This window comes from Stenotrophomonas sp. I18B00994 (assembly GCF_014145825.1).
Classification (GTDB): Bacteria; Pseudomonadota; Gammaproteobacteria; order Xanthomonadales; family Xanthomonadaceae; genus Stenotrophomonas; species Stenotrophomonas maltophilia.
The window spans coordinates 1-16,054 of record NZ_JACIUW010000014.1; the positions used below are offsets into that span (position 1 = coordinate 1).

Genomic DNA, 16,054 nt, shown 5'->3' on the forward strand with positions numbered 1-16,054 from the left:
CAATTCCGTGCTGACCCAATGGCTGCACCACTACAACTGGCACCGCCCTCACATGGGGATCGGTGGCCAGCCACCTATTTCCAGAGTCCTGCTGAACAACGTGGTGGGTTTACACAGTTAGTCGACTGCTCTTCGCTCGGGCTGCATAGAACCCCGCGCTTCGCGCGATAGTCGACTAACAGTCGACTCTACCGCCCCCCGGCCTATTTGCCGTAGCGGCGCAGCAGCTCCACCAGCACTTCGGCCTCGTCCGCCCGCTGCTGCGGGTCATCGGCACCCACCACGTGTTCCTGCAGGTGCTCGTGCAGCAGCTCCATCAGCAGGCTGTGGGCGGCACCGCGCACGGCGGCAACCTGCACCAGCACGTCCGCACAGTCGCCGGCCTCACCCTCGGGCCTGTCCAGCGCCTGCTCCAATGCCGCCACCTGGCCCGCGATGCGGCGTACCCGGGTCAGCAGCTGCTTTCGATTCCTGTGTACATGGGCCATGGCGGGATCATATACCCTATGGGGGTATCCACTCCATCCCTCTTGGTCCCCCCATGCACTTGGACGCCCTCGCCGCCGCCCGCCGCCACGAACACCGCTTCGACGACGGCAACCCGCTGGCCGAACGCAATACCCGCCGCGCCCTGTGGCTCACCGTCGGCATGATGCTGGTGGAGATCGTCGGCGGCTGGTGGTTCAACTCCATGGCCGTGCTCGCCGACGGCTGGCACATGAGTTCGCACGCGCTGGCGCTGGGCCTCTCGGTATTCGCCTACCGCTGCGCGCGCCGCTACGCGCACGATCCGCGCTTCGCCTTCGGCACCTGGAAGATCGAGATCCTCGCCGGCTATACGAGCGCCATCGCCCTGCTCGGCGTCGCCGCGCTGATGGCCGTGCAGTCACTGGAGCGGCTGTGGGTGCCGGCGCCGATCCACTACAACGAAGCCATCGCCATCGCTGCGGTGGGCCTGGGCGTGAACCTGCTCTGCGCATGGTGGCTGCACGACAGCCCGGGCCACGCGCATCACCACCACGGGCATGGCCATGGCCACGGGCATGACCACGAACACCACGATCACGACCATGCACACGGTCACGACCTCAACCTGCGCTCTGCCTACGTGCACGTGCTGGCCGACGCCGCCACCTCGGTGCTGGCCATCGTCGCCCTGCTCGGCGGCAAGCTGCTGGGCCTGACCTGGCTGGACCCGGTGATGGGCCTGGTCGGCGCCGTACTGGTCACGGTGTGGGCGATCGGCCTGCTGCGCGACAGCGGCCGCATCCTGCTCGACGCGCAGATGGACGCGCCGGTGGTGGCCGAAGTACGCGAGGTGATCGAACAGGGCCCGTGGCCGGCACGCCTGGCCGACCTGCACGTCTGGCAGGTCGGTCGCGGCAAGTACGCGGTCAGCGCCAGCGTGGTCACCAGCGACGTCACGCTGGATGCCGATACCGTGCGCAATGCTCTGGCCATCCACGAAGAACTGGTGCATGTAACGGTGGAGATCCACCGCAGCGCCTGACCCGCATCCGGTAGTGCCGGCCGCTGGCCGGCAACCTCATGGGCTCCGGAAACAATCCAGCGTTGCCGGCCAGCGGCCGGCACTACCCGCTAGAGCTTCAACATCATCCGCAGCAGATACATCAGCAGCGGCAGCGCACTCAGCACTGCGCCACCGATACCGATCCACGGCCAGCGCTCGCCGCGCACGCGCGAAGCCACCGCCAGACCGCAGCCCACCAGTGCCGCACCCAGCACGCCCACGCCCAATCCCGCAGCCATGCCATTACCGCCTGCAGCCACTGCTGCCTGAGCAGCCAATGTGCCCGCGCCCCAACCCACAGCGATCCCCAGCCAACTGGCCACGCCGCACCACGGTGCCTTGCCCTGCGCCATCCGAAAACCCCTGTGTTCTTGCCGAATTTCTGTACGGGCCGTGCCCGCATGCTGCCTACACTAGCCGCACCTGCCTTGTAGGGACATCCCATGCGCACGCTCCGCCTGCTGCTGCCCGGTGCCCTCCTCCTGCTCACGGCCTGCGGTGGCGACGCCGGGCTTCCTTTCAGCGCCGACCCGTTGCAGGGCTGCTTCGCCACCGGCGCGCGCAAACCGGCCGACTTCCGCATCGACAAGGAAGGCGGCCAGTACTTCGTCTCCTTCAGCCGCGGCGACCAGTGGCAGCGCGAGCCCAATGCGCTGCACAAGGCCACCCGCAGCGAGATCAGCCGCTACTTCCGCGATGACGCCGAGCAGATCGACAGCGCGTTGATCCGCATGGCCGGTGGCTTCGGCATCTTCCACTTCAACAAGGGCGCGACGTTGAAGGGCAAGGCCAGTGATAGTGACTACATGGCGCTGATGCTGATCGGGGCTGGGCCGGTGTATGCGGTGAAGTGCCATTAGCGACAGGAAAGACTGAGAATTATTTGAAATCTGAAGAATTGCTTGGTGTGCCCCAAAATTCTATGGAGCAAGTAATGAAGATGGAGCCTCACCCAATTCTGAGAGGCTCAAATGAAAATGCAGGTAGCTATTCTCATGCTCATCGTCTCTACATCTGTGCAGGCAGGAGGCGGAACTCCAGCTGATGGACAAACCGCTGACGAAGCGAAGACCCCATCAAGAATCGTCCGCACCGCAGAATGGCCCGACTTCATGGGAGGAGCGGTAATTGTAGAGCAGTCCCTCATCCGCAACTCGAAGGGGCAATATGTATATCGCTACGACGATCAATCGGCAGCTACGAAACAATATCACGAGGCATCCTGCGCGGATATCGGGATGAATCCGGCCAAGGGTGAGTCAATCACAGTGGGTCCAGGAAGCGCCGCGTGGCATTGCTCAAGCATCGAGTCGAACAGTGTTATCGACGAAAAGAGTACTGACTATGTAATCGCCTATGCGCCAAATGGACAGGTATCCGCCGGCCAGAACTTCGTTTCCTACGGAACCGTAAGATTCAACAGTTCAGTCAGCGGAAACATCCAAGGTAGTGCGCAAATCGACAACGGAAGGTGCCAGACCTTCTATAGCGAGTATTACCCACCCAACACTGTGGGAAGTCACACTGCCAGAATACTCTGCTTCGCTCATGCGCCACAGACGATGAATACGTTGATGGAAGGATGCGTGCCGCGGGCCTGCGCAAGCGATCGTGGCTCCATCAGAGCCTACTGAGGTCAAAACCCTTTGACGTGGCAGTGAGGGTGATGAAGCCGCCCTCACTGCTCAGGCTCATGATCCTATCCTGATGATCGCCTCTACTATTCAATTCCTTGCTCTCTTATCGGTATCCTGCCTTCCGGGCCAACTGAGCGCGGACTACAGCCTGTCAGGGACGCCTATTGTCATCCGCAACACATCGGCCCCTGACAGCTCTGGAAACATGACGTGCATCCAACAACTTCTTATCAGGAATGAAGAAGGGGTACTGACCTATCACTACGCCCTTCAACCCTCAGCGGCACGAGACTTCCATGAAGAACTCTGCGCTGCCATGGGCATGACGCCTTCATTGGGGGCAGCATTGCTACCAACGCCCTCATCCGGTTGGGCCTGCACTACCGAACTCCATGATGGTGGCCAACGCCCTGCGGTACCATGCCCTCCCCCGAACCGCCCCGGTACCCGCCGTGTCCCATTACACCGGCCCCCTGCTGACCCGCGACAGCGCCGACAGCCTGCGCCGTGCCCATGACAAGGGCGCTGCCGACTGGCAGGGCTCGCTCGACCTCGGCCGCAGCGAGGACAGCGTGGCGCTGGATGCCGACGGCTTCCGCTTCCGTGGCCAGCCCTACCCGTGGCCGGGCAAGCTGAAGGACCGCACGCTGTACTACTGGGACGGCGAGGACTTCGCACCGATTTCGCGCTACAGCGGTTCGCTGATCAAGCTGGTGCCGACCGAATGGGGCGCACCGACCTTCGAGATCGACGGCATCAAGATGCTGCCGACCTCCAAGCTGTCACCGTTCGAGGACGCGCGCCGCAAGGTCGAGCTGGTCGCCCCGGCCGGCAAGGTCATCCTCGATACCTGCGGTGGCCTGGGCTACTTCGCCGCCTGCGCGCTGGAGGCCGGCGTCGGCCAGATCCGCTCGTTCGAGAAGAACGCCGACGTGATGTGGCTGCGCACGCTCAACCCGTGGTCGCCGGACCCGGAATCGGCTGCGGCCGGTGGCCGCCTGCAGTTCAGCCACGGCGATGTCTCGCAGCAGATCGAACAGGTGGCCAGCAGCAGCGTCGACGCGATCCTGCACGACCCGCCGCGCTTCGGCATCGCCGGCGAACTGTACTCGCAGGTGTTCTACGACCACCTCGCCCGCGTCATCCGAAAGGGCGGGCGCCTGTTTCACTACACCGGCGCGCCGAACAAGCTGACCAGCGGCCGCGACGTGCCACGTGAAGTGGCCAAACGTCTGGAAAAGGCCGGCTTCAAGGCCGAGCTGGCGCTTGACGGTGTGCTGGCCGTCAAGCGCTGAGCCTCACTCCGAATCCACCTTGGCCAGCTTCATCACCCACGCCGGCACCTCGGGTTCACCGGCGTAGAACTCCTTCGGTTTCTTCTCCGCCATCGCCCAGCGGTGCAACCAGCTCGGGCCGTAACGGCCACTGTAGCCTTCGGCACCACGTGCATAGGCCGGGTCACGCATCGCTTCATCCAGTGAGATGAAGCGATAGCCGCGGCGCTTCGTCGCCGCCACCAGTTCGGCAAACGTGGCTGCATTGAGTTCGTTGGCGTGCATCAGCCAGACCTGTGGCAGCGCGTAGCCCAGCAGTGCCTGCGACTGCTTCTCGTAGTAGTCCAGCTTGTTCAGCATGTACGGCACATAGCCCTTGCGCAGCTGCGCCAATGTCGCCTCGCGCGCCAGGGAATCGGGCTGCTCGTTCATCACGTTGGCGTAGGCGAACGCCCACACCCACTCGCCGTTGTCGACCGTCACCGGTGCCACGCGGTAGCCATGCTGCTTGAAAAACGCGTCCATCTCCGCGCGTTCTTCCGGCGTGCGCCCGGCACGCAGATAGGGGTGACGCATCCACTGCGGCTTCAGCCCACGCTCGGCCAGCAACGGCCGCAGCACCGTCTCGCCACGCAGGAAATCCTGCTGGAACGCAGGCACGCCCTTGGCATTCAGGTCCATGTGCGAGTAGGTGTGGTTGCCCAGCACATAACCGGCGTCCAGCCAGTCGCGCAGCATCTGCGCCCGCGCCGGCTGCACCTGCCCATCGATCTCTAGCTTGTTCTCGTTGACGAAGCCAACTACCGGCACACCCGCCTGGTGCAGCTGCGCCATCAGCGCTTCGTGCCGCGACTGCAGGTCCGGCGGAACGATCTCGTCCACCCGCGCCCAGGGCAGGTCGTCGATGGTCACCGCAATCCGGCGGTCCACCTCGGCGGCGTGTACCGCCAGCGAACAGAGCAGTAGCGGTACAGCACGCAGCAACCAACGCATCAGCACATCCTTGCAGGAGCGAAGCGCAGACTGTAGCGCGATTGCGGGCGCGTGGTCGGTCACACACCCCTCAGGGGCTGGGCGACTGCACCTGACGTTCGCGCACGATCGCCCGCCACAGCATGAATCCTGCAGCCATTGCCACCAGCATCAACGCGACCAGCACCAGGGCAAGGTCATCGGGATTGCGCAGCAGCGGCGCATGCTCATGGGTGAGGATCTCGAACACCACCTGCTGCGCCTGTGCCAGCGGCAGCCGGCCCTGCTCGCCCAGTTCAACCAAGCATGCGGCCGGAGACAGCTTGGCCACGCTGGTCCATGCCATGTCGTACAGATGCAATGCCCTGAGCGCCAGCCCCAGGATCGCGGCGTGCAGGGCCATCACCCCCCAGTTGGCGCGTCGCAGGCGTTCGGACAGGCGGCCCAGGCGGTAAACGCTGATCGACATCGCGCCCAGCAGCGCCAGTACCAGGCCCGCCATCGGAATCCACTGCAACGGTTGCCACGGTGCAAGCGCAGTGGACCGCGCCAGCAGCTGTTCGGCCACCTGCATGCGCGCGACCGGGTCGGGCCCACCGCACGCGTCATCCACCGGCTCCAGCAGCAATCCCACGCGGTAGTGGAAGAAGCCGGCTGCAAGGGCTACCGCCAGCAGCGCCACCACCTGCAGTGCCAGCAGAATCGGGCCAGGACCACAGATACGACAGAAGCGGGCAGCAGCAGAGACCATCGGTTCATCCGTGACAACAAAGGACCATCCTAACCAAGCGCCCTGTGCTTGTCGGCTGGCGGATACGACAACCGTCGCGTGGTCCCGGTAGGATGTGGATGAGCATGGATGGTCGCATGTAGAGGTGTTGTGGATGGTCACGCTGTATCTGTGGGTGCGAACGCTGCTTCCGCTGCTGGCATTCGTGATCGCGTGGATGCTGCTGTCGCGCCTGATCAAAGCCCGCGTAGCGCGCCTTCCACGGGTTCCCTTGAACCTGCCCGAGCACAGCACCAGCCCGCGCCGGAAGGACCGGCGCATCTACGCACGCAAACTGCGGCGCAGACCGGGCCTGCGCACCGCAACGCGCCCGGCCACCGCGCCGCGCAGCTGGAACCTCGCGGCCGTGTTCGTCTCGTTCTCCGCATTGATCGCCACCGTGCTGGTCATGCCGGATGGCGCGCGCTTCCAGGTGATGGTCGAGAGCCTCACTGGCTACCCGGCCACGATTGCAGAAGTACAGGTTCCCGCTGCCGGGCAGCCTCTCGTGCTGCAGGCGTGGCAGCCCGCACTGGCGCAGCTGTCGCGGCCGGTAGCGATGCGCTACCCGATCGGGCGCACCGGCGGCCAGCATGACGCGCGCGCCATGCTGCCGGTACAGGTGAGGCATCAGGGTGATCGGCTGCAGGTGGCTACGGCCGCCCCGGTGGATTCCGCGCTGCTGCGTGCAGAGCTTGCGCGCTCGGCCGGGCTGCCGACGGAGGCGGTCACGGTTCAACAGATGACGATTGCGCCGTGGGCGGAATCGGGTTGGACGCCGCTAGCCGACCGGTAGAGCCGAGCCTGCGCTCGGCTGCTGTTGCCCGCCGACCAAAGGCACGCGCTGCGCGCGCAAGCCGAGCATGGCTCGGCTCTACAGATCATACTCCCCGCGGCAGCTTCGCGGCCCACATGTTGTCCACCAGATTCGGATAACGTCGCCCATTCTCTTCCGCCCGCTGTCGCGCCGCCTCTTTCTGCGCAGGCGACAGCGGCTGCGAGGTCTGGCCCTTGGGGTTGGGCTTCTTCCACGGGGGTGTCTTGGTCTGGCGCATGGCCGCATGCTTACCGCTTCAGGAAGTTCAGCAGCGCCAGATTGAAGCGGTCCGCATGGCTGGTATTGCATCCATGTGGTGCGCCTTCCAGGATCACCACTTCGCTGCCCGGAATGGCCCGGTGCGTGCGCTTGCCCGAGCCTTCAAACGGCACGATGGCATCGCTGTCACCGTGCAGGATCAGGGTTGGCACCGTGATCTTCTTCAGGTCTTCGCGGAAGTCGGTGGTGGCGAACGCCTTCATGCAACCCAGCGCCGCCGTCTGGTCGGATTGATGGCAAAGCGAGATTGCGGCCTGGCGCTCATCCTCGGTCACCATCAGCTTGCCATTGGCACTGAAGAAATCGCGAGTGAAGCCATCGAAGAACGCCTCGCGATCCTTCTCCAGACCGCTGCGCATTTCATCGGCCTTGTCCTGTGTGAGCGGACCTTCCGGGTTGTCCTCGCCGCGCAGCAGATACGGCGGCACGGCTGCTGCAAACACCACGCTGTGCAGGCGCCCCTGCCCGTGATTGGCCACATACCGCGCCACCTCACCGCCGCCCATCGAGAAACCGACCAAGGTCACGTCGCGCAGGTCACGTTCCTCGATCACCCCGGCCAGATCCGCCGCCAGCGTGTCGTAGTCGTAGCCCTCGGCGGGCTTGTCGGAACGGCCGAAGCCGCGCCGGTCGTAGCTGATCACCCGGTGCTGCGCGTCGCGCAGGATCGACACCTGCGTCTTCCAGGCATCGGCGGACAGCGGCCAACCGTGAATCAGAATGACCGGGCGGCCGTCGCCACCGGTGTCTTCAACGTGCAGACGGATGCGGGAAGCAGGCATGGGAGCTCCTGTGGAAGGGGAGGATTTCAGACTATGAGCCGGCCCCTATCGCGACCGTGATGGAATCGCCGGTCGCCATGACATCCCCTGCACAGATGACGGCCCCAACGCTGAAGCCGAGCTGCCAATGCGGGCGTTCACTCCATGGAACGGCCGTTTCGTCAGACGCCGGCTGCAGCGCCCCGAACGCCATGCGAGCCTGCGTGAACCCTCCTTGGAGCTTCGCCATGCTGCTGCTCACCCTGCCCCTGCTGGCCGCCGGCCTCGCCGCCGCACCCGCGCCCTCCGATGACCTGCGCGAGCAGATCCGCCAGGCCGACACCCAGCTGTTCGCCGCCGCCTTCGAGGCCTGCGATGCCGACAAGGCCGCCGCGATGACCACCCAGGACATGGAGTTCTTCCATGACAAGGATGGCAAGTCGGCCAGCAGCCGCGAAGACTTCCGCCGCAGCGTGGCCAACATGTGCAGCAATGCGCGCAAGGGCGGCTGGAGTCTGCGCCGCGAGCTGGTGGAGTCTTCGTTGCAGGTGTTCCCGCTACACGACGAGCGGGCGCTGGAGATCGGCGACCACCGCTTTCATGAGCGCGGCAAGGACGGCGTGGAGCGCTGGTTGGGCCAGGCCCGCTTCATCCAGGTCTGGCGTCGCGTGGACGGGCGCTGGTTGGCCGAGCGGGTGATCAGCTATGACCATCGGCCGGCAAAGAAATGAACCCGTCGGCGACTGTTCACTCGCCCTGACCAAGACCATTCAGCCCACGGTCTCCTCCAGATCGCGGGCGTAGTAGCTTGCTGCCTGAGCCAACTCCGCGCCGATGGCGTCGCACAGGTGCGTTGGGGAATCGACCCGTACGTTGCTCCCGAAGCCCATCAGCCACCAACGCAAGGTCTGGTCGTCCTCCACCGTAGCGCGCAGCCGGATCCATCCATCACCCAGATCACTGATCGTCTGATCTTCGGACAGGGGCGTCTCCCTGAGATGCTCCGCAGCCTGCGCCCGGAAGCGCGCCTCCAGCACGATGCGTCCTTGCCCCTGGAACGCGGTGGCGGTGGTCGTCGCATAGCGCTGGAAGTCGAAGTCCGGCAGGCTCCTTGCCTCCATCTCCAGCACCCGGGTTCCACTCAGGCGATGCAACGCCAGGTGGCGGATGTCCGTATAGTCCCGCAGCATGCAGACAAGGTACTGCGCAGAACCGCGCATCAGCAGCCCCAGAGGATGCATGATCATCTCCTTCGGCTCGTCCTTGCCTTTGCTGCGGTACCAGCCTGACAGGCAGCGTCGGGATGCCAATGCCCTGTGGACATCCACCTGTACGGCCGTTTCCACCTCGGGGGCGAGCAGGTTCGGGCCCATGGGCAGGATCGCGGTCCTGCTGGCCCACTCCCCCCAGCCCGACGTCGAGACTTCCGCCCGCGCCATGTCGAACACGGGCATCAGCTCATTCATGGCCGTTGCCGGGAGCAGCTGACGCAGATGTGCATGCGAAAGCAGCAGTGCAACGCTCTGCGAAATCGACAGCCTGGGCGTGAAGGCGAAGTTCGCTTCCCTGGACCAACTCCAGCCAAAGGGCTTTTCACTGTCGTCGGCAATGAGCTGGAACCGCGTGGAAAGGTTCTGGAGGTCCCGTTCAATGGTGCGACTGCTGGTCCTGAAGCCCAGCGGCTCCAGATTCTCCAGTATCTGCCTGACGGATATCCTGCGCGGAGCGCGCGGAATCATGCGCAGCATCTCCCACTGCCGCATCAACGTGTCGTTCGAACGGATCTTCATATCAATCTTCCCTTCCAGAGCCAACAGGCAACAAGAGCCCCACCAGAACGGCGTGGGGCTCTGCCCATCGTCAAGCCGCCTTGGCGGGCTCCTCGCCCTTCATCACCACCATCGCCGCATCCACATCGGCCACGGTCTTCTCGGTCGAAAGCACCAGCGCTCCTGCGTCATCCAGGATCGGGGTATCGATCATCACCTTGATCAGCTGGGCAATCTTCACGGCACGGAAAACCCGCTCCCGCGCCTGCTGGGGGAAACTACTGAAATCGCAGCCGTGCTCCCGGATGACATCACGGATATCGGCTACACCACGACGCAGCGACATGCACAGCTTGGAGAACGTCCTGTTGGCGAGCGTTGTAACGGCCTCGACCGCTGCCAACTGTTCGGCGGCCAACACGGCCTCGTCGTAATGGGTTCGAGCAACCTCTTTGTTGCGGCGTGCATCGGCCAGCGCGGCTTCAGCCTTGCTGCCCACCACGTAGCCAAAGATCGCCAGCGCCGGACCGGCAACCAGGCCACCCAGCACCAGGGTGCCGCCAGCCATTCCGAATCCGCCCGCAGCCAACGAACCGCCGCCCAGCCACGCCAGCGTTGCGTTGGTTGCTGCAACACCGCTGAGGGTCGAAATGGCAGTGCCGGTGCTGGCACTGGCCAGCAGCATCGTCCCGTTGTACGCACCAAATGCCAACGCGGCGCCACTTCCCAGCCCGGCGCCCAGGCCCAGGCCCGAGTCCATCAGCAACTGGTAGTCCCGCTTCAGGCCTTCCAGCGACGCCGTGGTGAAATCGCCCTGCACCAGCTTGTCCAGTTCGGGTGAGCCGATCCCCTCAACGTTCTTGAGCTGGCCAAATGCATCGATGAAGTCTGCGATCCCCCCATTGAAAGCACGCAGTTTGCGTGCACCATAGTCCTCAAGCACCGTGTTGGTACGCTTGCGCTGCGTCTCCAGCAACGACGAGCCCTTCTCGATCAGCCCTTTTGCATCGGCGTTGGCGATGCCGGCATCCTTGTGATCGACCACGGCCTTGCCGCCCTTGTAGATGCCATACAGCGCGCTGGCCGCCATCGCGGCCCCGACTACGATTGGAATCATGCGTAACTCCTTTTACTCAAGAATGATGGCAACGGTACGGCTGGCCTCGCGATTGATACTTTCCGCGCGCTCAAGCAGGTCGTTGTAGATGTAGTCGTCAATACCGAAGATATCGGCCAGGCGACGCAGCTGTGCTTCCTCGACACTCGACACTTCACCGTCGGCCAGTGCAAGCAGCATCAACTCATACAGCATCACCTTCGGTACGGCCGGCTGCGCGGCTTCGACCATGGCCTTGTCGATCAGCGAGTCGAGCACCTCGCACGCCACCCGCGCCCGCTCCACCGGGTCGCTCTGGCGCACCAGCGGCATCGTCTGCAGGCGCGTCAACAGTTCCTTCGTCACCCCGTCGGACCGATATACCTTGCCGCACTCACGGGAAAAGCTGTCGAAGATCGCACGTTCGTGTTCGGATTCATCCAGCGAAACCTTGCTCAGGTTGGTATCGCCAGTCACTTCTTCGTGGGTCTTTCCGTCCCACAGCATCGGGTTGTCACTCACGCTCAGCAGGCGCGCAACCTTCAGGAAGGTTGCCTGCTCGGTGTCTGGAAGCAGATAAAGGAACATCGTATCTCCAAGGTCCTGGGATCACACACGGAAGCCGGCGTGGCCAACCTGCCCGGAAGGCCACGACCAGAAATGGGTTCGATTGATCAAAGCCGAAGCGGCTCGTCACCCGTCATGAACAGATCAAACTCCTGCAGCGAAGCAAACTGCAGGCGGCTGCCCAGCAGAAGGGCAAAGCGGTTGATTGCAGCCGCGAATCCATCGGCGTCAATCTCCGGCTGGGTGGTATCGAGTGCACACAGCAACTGGGCCGTCTCGTCGTTCAGCACTGGAAGCTCGGCCGCAATGAACTGCGCCAGCGCCAAGCGCTGCGCCAGAATTTCTTCACGGGCAGCCTTATTGAGCTCGATTGCCAAGGCCAGCCTCTCGGCAGCCAGATCTGCACTCCGGGCCGCCTCCAACGTTTCCCGATAGAAGATCGATGAAAGCGTGCAGCCAATCATCCCGCCGATGGCGGCGCCAACCACCGGGACCGGAATCGCGATCTGGCCCAATGCCGCCATCATGGCCGAAGCCATCATGCCGGAACCCTTCTCACCGATCTCATCCAGGAACTGGACGCCGTCGATCTCACCCCTGGCGTAGCGGCGTATGCAGCCGGTCATGGTCACGCAGACGTCGACCACCATGGCCGGAGCGGCTGTACGGGAAAGGACCTGCAGGCTCTGTCGGCCTGACTGCTGCATCACTGCGGTCAATGCGGCCCCGGACGCAGCCGTTGCGTAGCCCATGCCGGCAGAGACGGCACCATCCACCAGGACTGCGCGGCCCGCATCAATCATCCCCCTGCGCTCGGTTGCCACCGCATAGGCATTGGTCGCCATGCTGATCGCCGCGCCAACCATGAACGCCCCGCGCGCGCCTTCAAGACCTGCCCTGTGGCTGGTATGCGCGATATCGCGCACCGTCGCCATCCGCGGATGGGTACGATAGAACTTCGCATCGTCACTGGTCAGCCCCGTATCCAGAAGGTTGCCGGCCAGCTGCTCATAGTTGTCTGCCTTCGCACGAAGATGCAGTGCGACCTCAGGCTTGCCCCTCGCGTCGACCACGTCCGCCTGACGGCGCAGATCTGCTGCCTGCGCCCGGCAATATGCCTCGGCATCGACGTACTGCTCCGAGGGCAGCTCCAACTTCAGCCCACGATAGCGCGAGAACTCTCCATCGGGCGCAGCGATCTTCTCAAGGAGCCGGTCACGGTTGCCCACGAACTTCATCTGTGACTGGCTGCCTTCAATGATCTGGCCATCCAGCACCCTTACCCGGTCAACGCGATCATCGTTCCGCCGGTACTGGGGATGGTCATCACTGCGCACCGTGCGAACGGGTGACCCACTGATGATGGCCTCGGCATTGTCACGACTGGTCGCTGCGACCTCAGCCGCATAGCCGGCCTGCTGGGCAATGCTGTTTTCCGGACGTACCGGATCAAGCTTGTACCCGGAGATCTTCTTCAGGCCATGGGTAAATGTCTGACCGGTCAGTTCGTCTCTTCCGGTATACCCTTTGATGTATTCGGCATTAGCATTGCCATAGCGTTGGACAGTCTCCAGCGTTGACATCGTCGTCGCTGCGTCCAGGATCTGCCTGCCCGACGTTTCGCGGGCACTGTCATCTGCATTTGCATTGGGTTCCATTGCGTTTTCCTCCGTGACGCAAAGCATCCAGCTGTGGGCCAATACCCAGGCATGCTTCGCCGGCGGGTTTGGCTGGGAGATCCATCTTCGGCGTGCATAGCGACAAACCATGTCGTAACGCCTGATCCCCCGGATCATCGACAGCACTTCCGAAAACTTTAGGCCTATTGCGAACTTTTCGTGGCCGATTGCGACGACACATCGCACTGCGACACAGATTGTCGGAGGAATCCGCATATTCCTCTCCGGGGAGGCCACGCAGGTGCTGGGCCTCCCTTCCTTCCATCACCTGACGAGGAACGCCATGTTCGGAATCATCGGTGCAACCGTGGTGTACGGGCTCGCGCTGTATGGCCTGGGATGCTGGGTACGTGACAGCCACGAAGTACGTGACACGAGGTAGACCTTTACTCCTGTCGAGACCCGGACGACCTCAGCGGTCGACAGCAGGCAATCCCCTCACCGGACAGCGAGGGAACACAGATCAGGATGATGGAACCCCCAAAAGAGAGATTGATGAACAAGCGTCATTCCGAGCTCGTGATCTTCATTGACAATGTCGTCGCAGAACTTCGCCCGGTGCTGGCCTGGATCGAGCGCCATCCGGTCCTTATTGCGTCGATTGCCGTACTTCTGCCCAGCGCAGGCATCCTCTACTACGCCGTCAGGGAAGAGCTGCCTCTCAGCCTGCTTTCGTCCGATGCCGTTTCCGCACTCCCCATGATGCTTGCGGTGACCGGGCTGCGCGTCCTTGCCCTGGCCGTCATGTTCCTTTCCCCCATCGTACTGTCCCCCAATCGGTTCTCGTATATCCCAGGCCACGGAATCAAACTGCTGCCGGACGCTCCGGCGAGCCGGAACAGGACGCTCTGGCGCTGGAGCCTTGCGCTGATCACTCCGGGCGTACTGCATTTCAGCGGAATCTATGTCGCATCCTTCTACACCGAGATTTCAGATGCAGCACTGTGGTTCAGTACGATTGGCTGCCTGCTGATCTTCGTTCTCCTTTCCCGCTGGGCGAAGCCCGATGACAGGAAGCAGAAATGGCTTTCCTTGGATAGCTACTTCCTGCTGGGCATGGGGCTCATGCAACTGCTGTCCATCAACACGATCATGCGGCTCATGCTCGGCCTGGTCTCCAGGGAAAGTGATCTGGTGATTGGCATGTGCCTGCTCACGGCCGCAGTAGCATTGGGCATATTCCAGTCCATCGTCATCAGAGTGGTCGATGAACTGAGTGGACGATACGGCGTTGGTGTACTTGCACTCTCGTTCGCCTCGATCATGGTCACCGTGGCCATGCTCTTCCCTCCGACCGGTGCATACCTGGCCTCGCAGGTTGTCAATCCGCCAAGCGGAAAATCCCGCGGCTGCATGACGCTGGATCTGCGATCGCGTGACAGCGCATCCCGCAAGCTCCTGATCGGTGATGGTACCGCTACCCATCCGGTCAACGTTGTCTACTCGACCAGTTCCGTGCTGCTTGTACGCTTGAAGGATGACGACAGCAGGACCATCCATCGCATCCCCATGGACCAGGTTACCGAGTTCAACCCGTGCCCGCGGGAAACAGACACCGAGAAGTCACCCGGGACATAAGGAAGCTGATGCCCTGATCCGAGCAGGGCCGCCCGTGCCAGACGCACGGGCGGCCCCGTAGCCGGTTACAACTGAATCCGCGCCACACTCTCGTCAGCGCCCTTGTCGTCCTTCTCGCCGTTCTTGATGCTGACGAACAACACGTTGTTCTTAGCATCCAGCGCCAGGCTGTTCGGGTGGGTCGGCACCTTGTAGGTCGCCACCTTCTGGTAGCTGTCACTGTTGTACGCGGTCACCGTACCGGCTTCGCGGTTGGTCACGTACAGGCGCTTGCGCGGTGCATCCAGCAGGATGCCCAGCGGGCCGGCATCGGTCGGGATGCTGGCCAGTTCCTTGCCGGTACTGCGGTCCAGCACCAGCACGCGCTGGCCCGGATGCTTGCTGACCAGGCCGCTGCTCTTGGCCTGGTAGCCACGCAGGAATTCCGAGCCCTGGTCGGTCACGAACAGGCGCTTGCCGGCCGGGTCCAGCGCGATGTTCATCGGCTGCTCGGCAGCGATCCTGTGCTGCGCCACCACCTTGTTCGACTCGGTGCCCACCACCACCAGGTCGGCCAGCAGGTTGCTGGTGTAGACGCGCTTGTTGGCCGCATCCAGCGCCAGACCCGGCGCCTTGGCATTGCCCAGGCCGTCGATGGTGTTGATCACCTTCAGCGTGGTGGTATCGATCACGAACAGCACGCTGCTCACGTCCGGCTGGCTGCTGTGGCCGGTCACGTACAGGCGGTTGGCGGCGCTGTCGACCACCAGCTCGCGCAGGTCGTGGGTGTAGGCGGCCTTGCCGTCCTTGCCGGTCTTCTTCTCCATCAGCTGGATGGTGCCGACGGCCTTGTTCTGCGCGGTGTCGACCACGGTCACCGACAGGTCCACGGTGTTGCCCACGTACAGGCGGTTGTGGGCGTCATCCAGCACCACACCGAACGCCTTGCGCTCCAGCGGGATGCGGGTTTCCACGGCCAGCGTGGCCGGGTTCAGGCGCAGCACCTGGGCCGGGCCGGCGTCATCGCCGAAGCCGCCGGACGAGGCCACGAACACGGCGTTCTGCTTCGGGCTGTAGGCCAGCTCGTACAGGCCTTTGGCCACGGCCTGGCGCTGCACAGCGGCGGTGGTGGCACTGGCGGCGGGCGCGTTGTCGGCGAATGCGAAGGGCACGCCGAGGCTGAGCGAAACGGCAACGGCCAGCGCGGCCGAGCGGAAGAGAGGAGTACGGAACATGCGAGCGTCCTTGAATGGGCACGGGAAGGTGTCCTGGCTCGCTGGGCCGTACTGCGACGGCCCGCCCCGCATCTGTCTGCGCGGGGTGGGCTGGCTGGGGTTGCGGGGGGA

General features: G+C 63.6%; 19 protein-coding genes. 8 read left to right on the forward strand and 11 right to left on the reverse strand.

Translation table 11 applies throughout. From position 1 onward, the window contains the following. Window positions 1-121 (forward strand): integrase core domain-containing protein (locus H4O10_RS15310; RefSeq protein WP_157806712.1); only part of this gene is annotated, 121 nt, incomplete at its 5' end. 82 nt (window positions 122-203) lie between these two features. On the opposite strand, the gene H4O10_RS15315 is transcribed toward H4O10_RS15310, so the two are convergent. Beyond that, window positions 204-488 (reverse strand): metal-sensing transcriptional repressor, encoded by a 285-nt coding sequence (locus tag H4O10_RS15315; protein ID WP_049454000.1) that lies wholly within the window; start codon window positions 486-488, stop codon window positions 204-206. 53 nt (window positions 489-541) lie between these two features. Here H4O10_RS15315 and dmeF point away from each other — a divergent pair, with 53 nt between their 5' ends. Continuing rightward, the gene (gene dmeF / locus H4O10_RS15320; protein WP_049454002.1) at window positions 542-1,510 is read left to right on the forward strand and encodes a CDF family Co(II)/Ni(II) efflux transporter DmeF; all 969 of its coding nucleotides are present in this window, start codon (window positions 542-544) and stop codon (window positions 1,508-1,510) included. A gap of 89 nt (window positions 1,511-1,599) precedes the next feature. On the opposite strand, the gene H4O10_RS22420 is transcribed toward dmeF, so the two are convergent. Then, window positions 1,600-1,884 (reverse strand): hypothetical protein, encoded by a 285-nt coding sequence (locus tag H4O10_RS22420; RefSeq protein ID WP_049436996.1) that lies wholly within the window; start codon window positions 1,882-1,884, stop codon window positions 1,600-1,602. A gap of 90 nt (window positions 1,885-1,974) precedes the next feature. Here H4O10_RS22420 and H4O10_RS15330 point away from each other — a divergent pair, with 90 nt between their 5' ends. From H4O10_RS15330 to H4O10_RS15340, 3 genes are all read left to right on the forward strand, one after another. After that, window positions 1,975-2,391 carry a hypothetical protein gene (locus H4O10_RS15330; protein WP_033833681.1) on the forward strand — a complete coding sequence of 139 codons (417 nt, stop codon included), beginning with the start codon at window positions 1,975-1,977 and terminating at the stop codon, window positions 2,389-2,391. A gap of 111 nt (window positions 2,392-2,502) precedes the next feature. Next, window positions 2,503-3,165: a hypothetical protein gene (locus H4O10_RS15335; protein WP_141097870.1), complete on the forward strand. Its 663-nt coding sequence runs from the start codon at window positions 2,503-2,505 to the stop codon at window positions 3,163-3,165. A 398-nt stretch (window positions 3,166-3,563) separates the two neighbouring features. Continuing rightward, the gene (locus tag H4O10_RS15340; protein ID WP_049454010.1) at window positions 3,564-4,463 is read left to right on the forward strand and encodes an MnmC family methyltransferase; all 900 of its coding nucleotides are present in this window, start codon (window positions 3,564-3,566) and stop codon (window positions 4,461-4,463) included. Between the two features lie 3 nt (window positions 4,464-4,466). On the opposite strand, the gene H4O10_RS15345 is transcribed toward H4O10_RS15340, so the two are convergent. Beyond that, complete coding sequence (locus tag H4O10_RS15345) at window positions 4,467-5,435, reverse strand: polysaccharide deacetylase family protein (RefSeq protein WP_049454004.1); 969 nt, start codon at window positions 5,433-5,435, stop codon at window positions 4,467-4,469. A gap of 70 nt (window positions 5,436-5,505) precedes the next feature. After that, the gene (locus H4O10_RS15350; protein ID WP_049454006.1) at window positions 5,506-6,165 is read right to left on the reverse strand and encodes a hypothetical protein; all 660 of its coding nucleotides are present in this window, start codon (window positions 6,163-6,165) and stop codon (window positions 5,506-5,508) included. A gap of 133 nt (window positions 6,166-6,298) precedes the next feature. Here H4O10_RS15350 and H4O10_RS15355 point away from each other — a divergent pair, with 133 nt between their 5' ends. Beyond that, on the forward strand, window positions 6,299-6,979 hold the full coding sequence (locus H4O10_RS15355) for a hypothetical protein (protein ID WP_033833678.1): 681 nt from the start codon (window positions 6,299-6,301) through the stop codon (window positions 6,977-6,979). Window positions 6,980-7,064: 85 nt separating this feature from the next. Here H4O10_RS15355 and H4O10_RS15360 read toward each other — a convergent pair whose 3' ends face one another. Together H4O10_RS15360 and H4O10_RS15365 are read right to left on the reverse strand one after the other, a co-directional pair. Further along, the gene (locus tag H4O10_RS15360; RefSeq protein ID WP_088470663.1) at window positions 7,065-7,238 is read right to left on the reverse strand and encodes a hypothetical protein; all 174 of its coding nucleotides are present in this window, start codon (window positions 7,236-7,238) and stop codon (window positions 7,065-7,067) included. Window positions 7,239-7,248: 10 nt separating this feature from the next. Next, window positions 7,249-8,061, reverse strand: a complete 813-nt coding sequence (locus H4O10_RS15365; protein WP_005412081.1) for an alpha/beta hydrolase — start codon at window positions 8,059-8,061, stop codon at window positions 7,249-7,251. 227 nt (window positions 8,062-8,288) lie between these two features. On the opposite strand from H4O10_RS15365, the gene H4O10_RS15370 reads away from it, so the two are divergent. After that, window positions 8,289-8,771, forward strand: coding sequence for a nuclear transport factor 2 family protein (locus tag H4O10_RS15370; RefSeq protein WP_049453057.1), 483 nt, complete (start codon window positions 8,289-8,291; stop codon window positions 8,769-8,771). Between the two features lie 39 nt (window positions 8,772-8,810). Here H4O10_RS15370 and H4O10_RS15375 read toward each other — a convergent pair whose 3' ends face one another. The 4 genes from H4O10_RS15375 to H4O10_RS15390 all read right to left on the reverse strand — a co-directional run bounded on the left by H4O10_RS15375 (window position 8,811) and on the right by H4O10_RS15390 (window position 13,277). Next, on the reverse strand, window positions 8,811-9,830 hold the full coding sequence (locus H4O10_RS15375; RefSeq protein WP_049397217.1) for a WYL domain-containing protein: 1,020 nt from the start codon (window positions 9,828-9,830) through the stop codon (window positions 8,811-8,813). A 70-nt stretch (window positions 9,831-9,900) separates the two neighbouring features. Further along, entirely contained in the window at window positions 9,901-10,926 is a 1,026-nt protein-coding gene (locus H4O10_RS15380) for a hypothetical protein (protein WP_049399110.1), read from the reverse strand. A gap of 12 nt (window positions 10,927-10,938) precedes the next feature. Beyond that, complete coding sequence (locus tag H4O10_RS15385) at window positions 10,939-11,493, reverse strand: hypothetical protein (RefSeq protein WP_033833675.1); 555 nt, start codon at window positions 11,491-11,493, stop codon at window positions 10,939-10,941. Window positions 11,494-11,579: 86 nt separating this feature from the next. Next, on the reverse strand, window positions 11,580-13,277 hold the full coding sequence (locus H4O10_RS15390; RefSeq protein ID WP_146256910.1) for a hypothetical protein: 1,698 nt from the start codon (window positions 13,275-13,277) through the stop codon (window positions 11,580-11,582). A gap of 369 nt (window positions 13,278-13,646) precedes the next feature. Here H4O10_RS15390 and H4O10_RS15395 point away from each other — a divergent pair, with 369 nt between their 5' ends. Next, window positions 13,647-14,729, forward strand: a complete 1,083-nt coding sequence (locus H4O10_RS15395; protein WP_049453055.1) for a hypothetical protein — start codon at window positions 13,647-13,649, stop codon at window positions 14,727-14,729. Window positions 14,730-14,794: 65 nt separating this feature from the next. On the opposite strand, the gene H4O10_RS15400 is transcribed toward H4O10_RS15395, so the two are convergent. Next, window positions 14,795-15,943 (reverse strand): YncE family protein, encoded by a 1,149-nt coding sequence (locus H4O10_RS15400; protein ID WP_088470660.1) that lies wholly within the window; start codon window positions 15,941-15,943, stop codon window positions 14,795-14,797. Window positions 15,944-16,054: the final 111 nt, after the last annotated feature.

Coding starts and splice junctions, on each gene's coding strand:
- H4O10_RS15315 (WP_049454000.1), bottom strand. CDS start 488: ATGGCCCATGTACACAGGAATCGAAAGCAGCTGCTGACCCGGGTACGC.
- dmeF (WP_049454002.1), top strand. CDS start 542: ATGCACTTGGACGCCCTCGCCGCCGCCCGCCGCCACGAACACCGCTTC.
- H4O10_RS22420 (WP_049436996.1), bottom strand. CDS start 1,884: ATGGCGCAGGGCAAGGCACCGTGGTGCGGCGTGGCCAGTTGGCTGGGG.
- H4O10_RS15330 (WP_033833681.1), top strand. CDS start 1,975: ATGCGCACGCTCCGCCTGCTGCTGCCCGGTGCCCTCCTCCTGCTCACG.
- H4O10_RS15335 (WP_141097870.1), top strand. CDS start 2,503: ATGAAAATGCAGGTAGCTATTCTCATGCTCATCGTCTCTACATCTGTG.
- H4O10_RS15340 (WP_049454010.1), top strand. CDS start 3,564: ATGGTGGCCAACGCCCTGCGGTACCATGCCCTCCCCCGAACCGCCCCG.
- H4O10_RS15345 (WP_049454004.1), bottom strand. CDS start 5,435: ATGCGTTGGTTGCTGCGTGCTGTACCGCTACTGCTCTGTTCGCTGGCG.
- H4O10_RS15350 (WP_049454006.1), bottom strand. CDS start 6,165: ATGGTCTCTGCTGCTGCCCGCTTCTGTCGTATCTGTGGTCCTGGCCCG.
- H4O10_RS15355 (WP_033833678.1), top strand. CDS start 6,299: ATGGTCACGCTGTATCTGTGGGTGCGAACGCTGCTTCCGCTGCTGGCA.
- H4O10_RS15360 (WP_088470663.1), bottom strand. CDS start 7,238: ATGCGCCAGACCAAGACACCCCCGTGGAAGAAGCCCAACCCCAAGGGC.
- H4O10_RS15365 (WP_005412081.1), bottom strand. CDS start 8,061: ATGCCTGCTTCCCGCATCCGTCTGCACGTTGAAGACACCGGTGGCGAC.
- H4O10_RS15370 (WP_049453057.1), top strand. CDS start 8,289: ATGCTGCTGCTCACCCTGCCCCTGCTGGCCGCCGGCCTCGCCGCCGCA.
- H4O10_RS15375 (WP_049397217.1), bottom strand. CDS start 9,830: ATGAAGATCCGTTCGAACGACACGTTGATGCGGCAGTGGGAGATGCTG.
- H4O10_RS15380 (WP_049399110.1), bottom strand. CDS start 10,926: ATGATTCCAATCGTAGTCGGGGCCGCGATGGCGGCCAGCGCGCTGTAT.
- H4O10_RS15385 (WP_033833675.1), bottom strand. CDS start 11,493: ATGTTCCTTTATCTGCTTCCAGACACCGAGCAGGCAACCTTCCTGAAG.
- H4O10_RS15395 (WP_049453055.1), top strand. CDS start 13,647: ATGAACAAGCGTCATTCCGAGCTCGTGATCTTCATTGACAATGTCGTC.
- H4O10_RS15400 (WP_088470660.1), bottom strand. CDS start 15,943: ATGTTCCGTACTCCTCTCTTCCGCTCGGCCGCGCTGGCCGTTGCCGTT.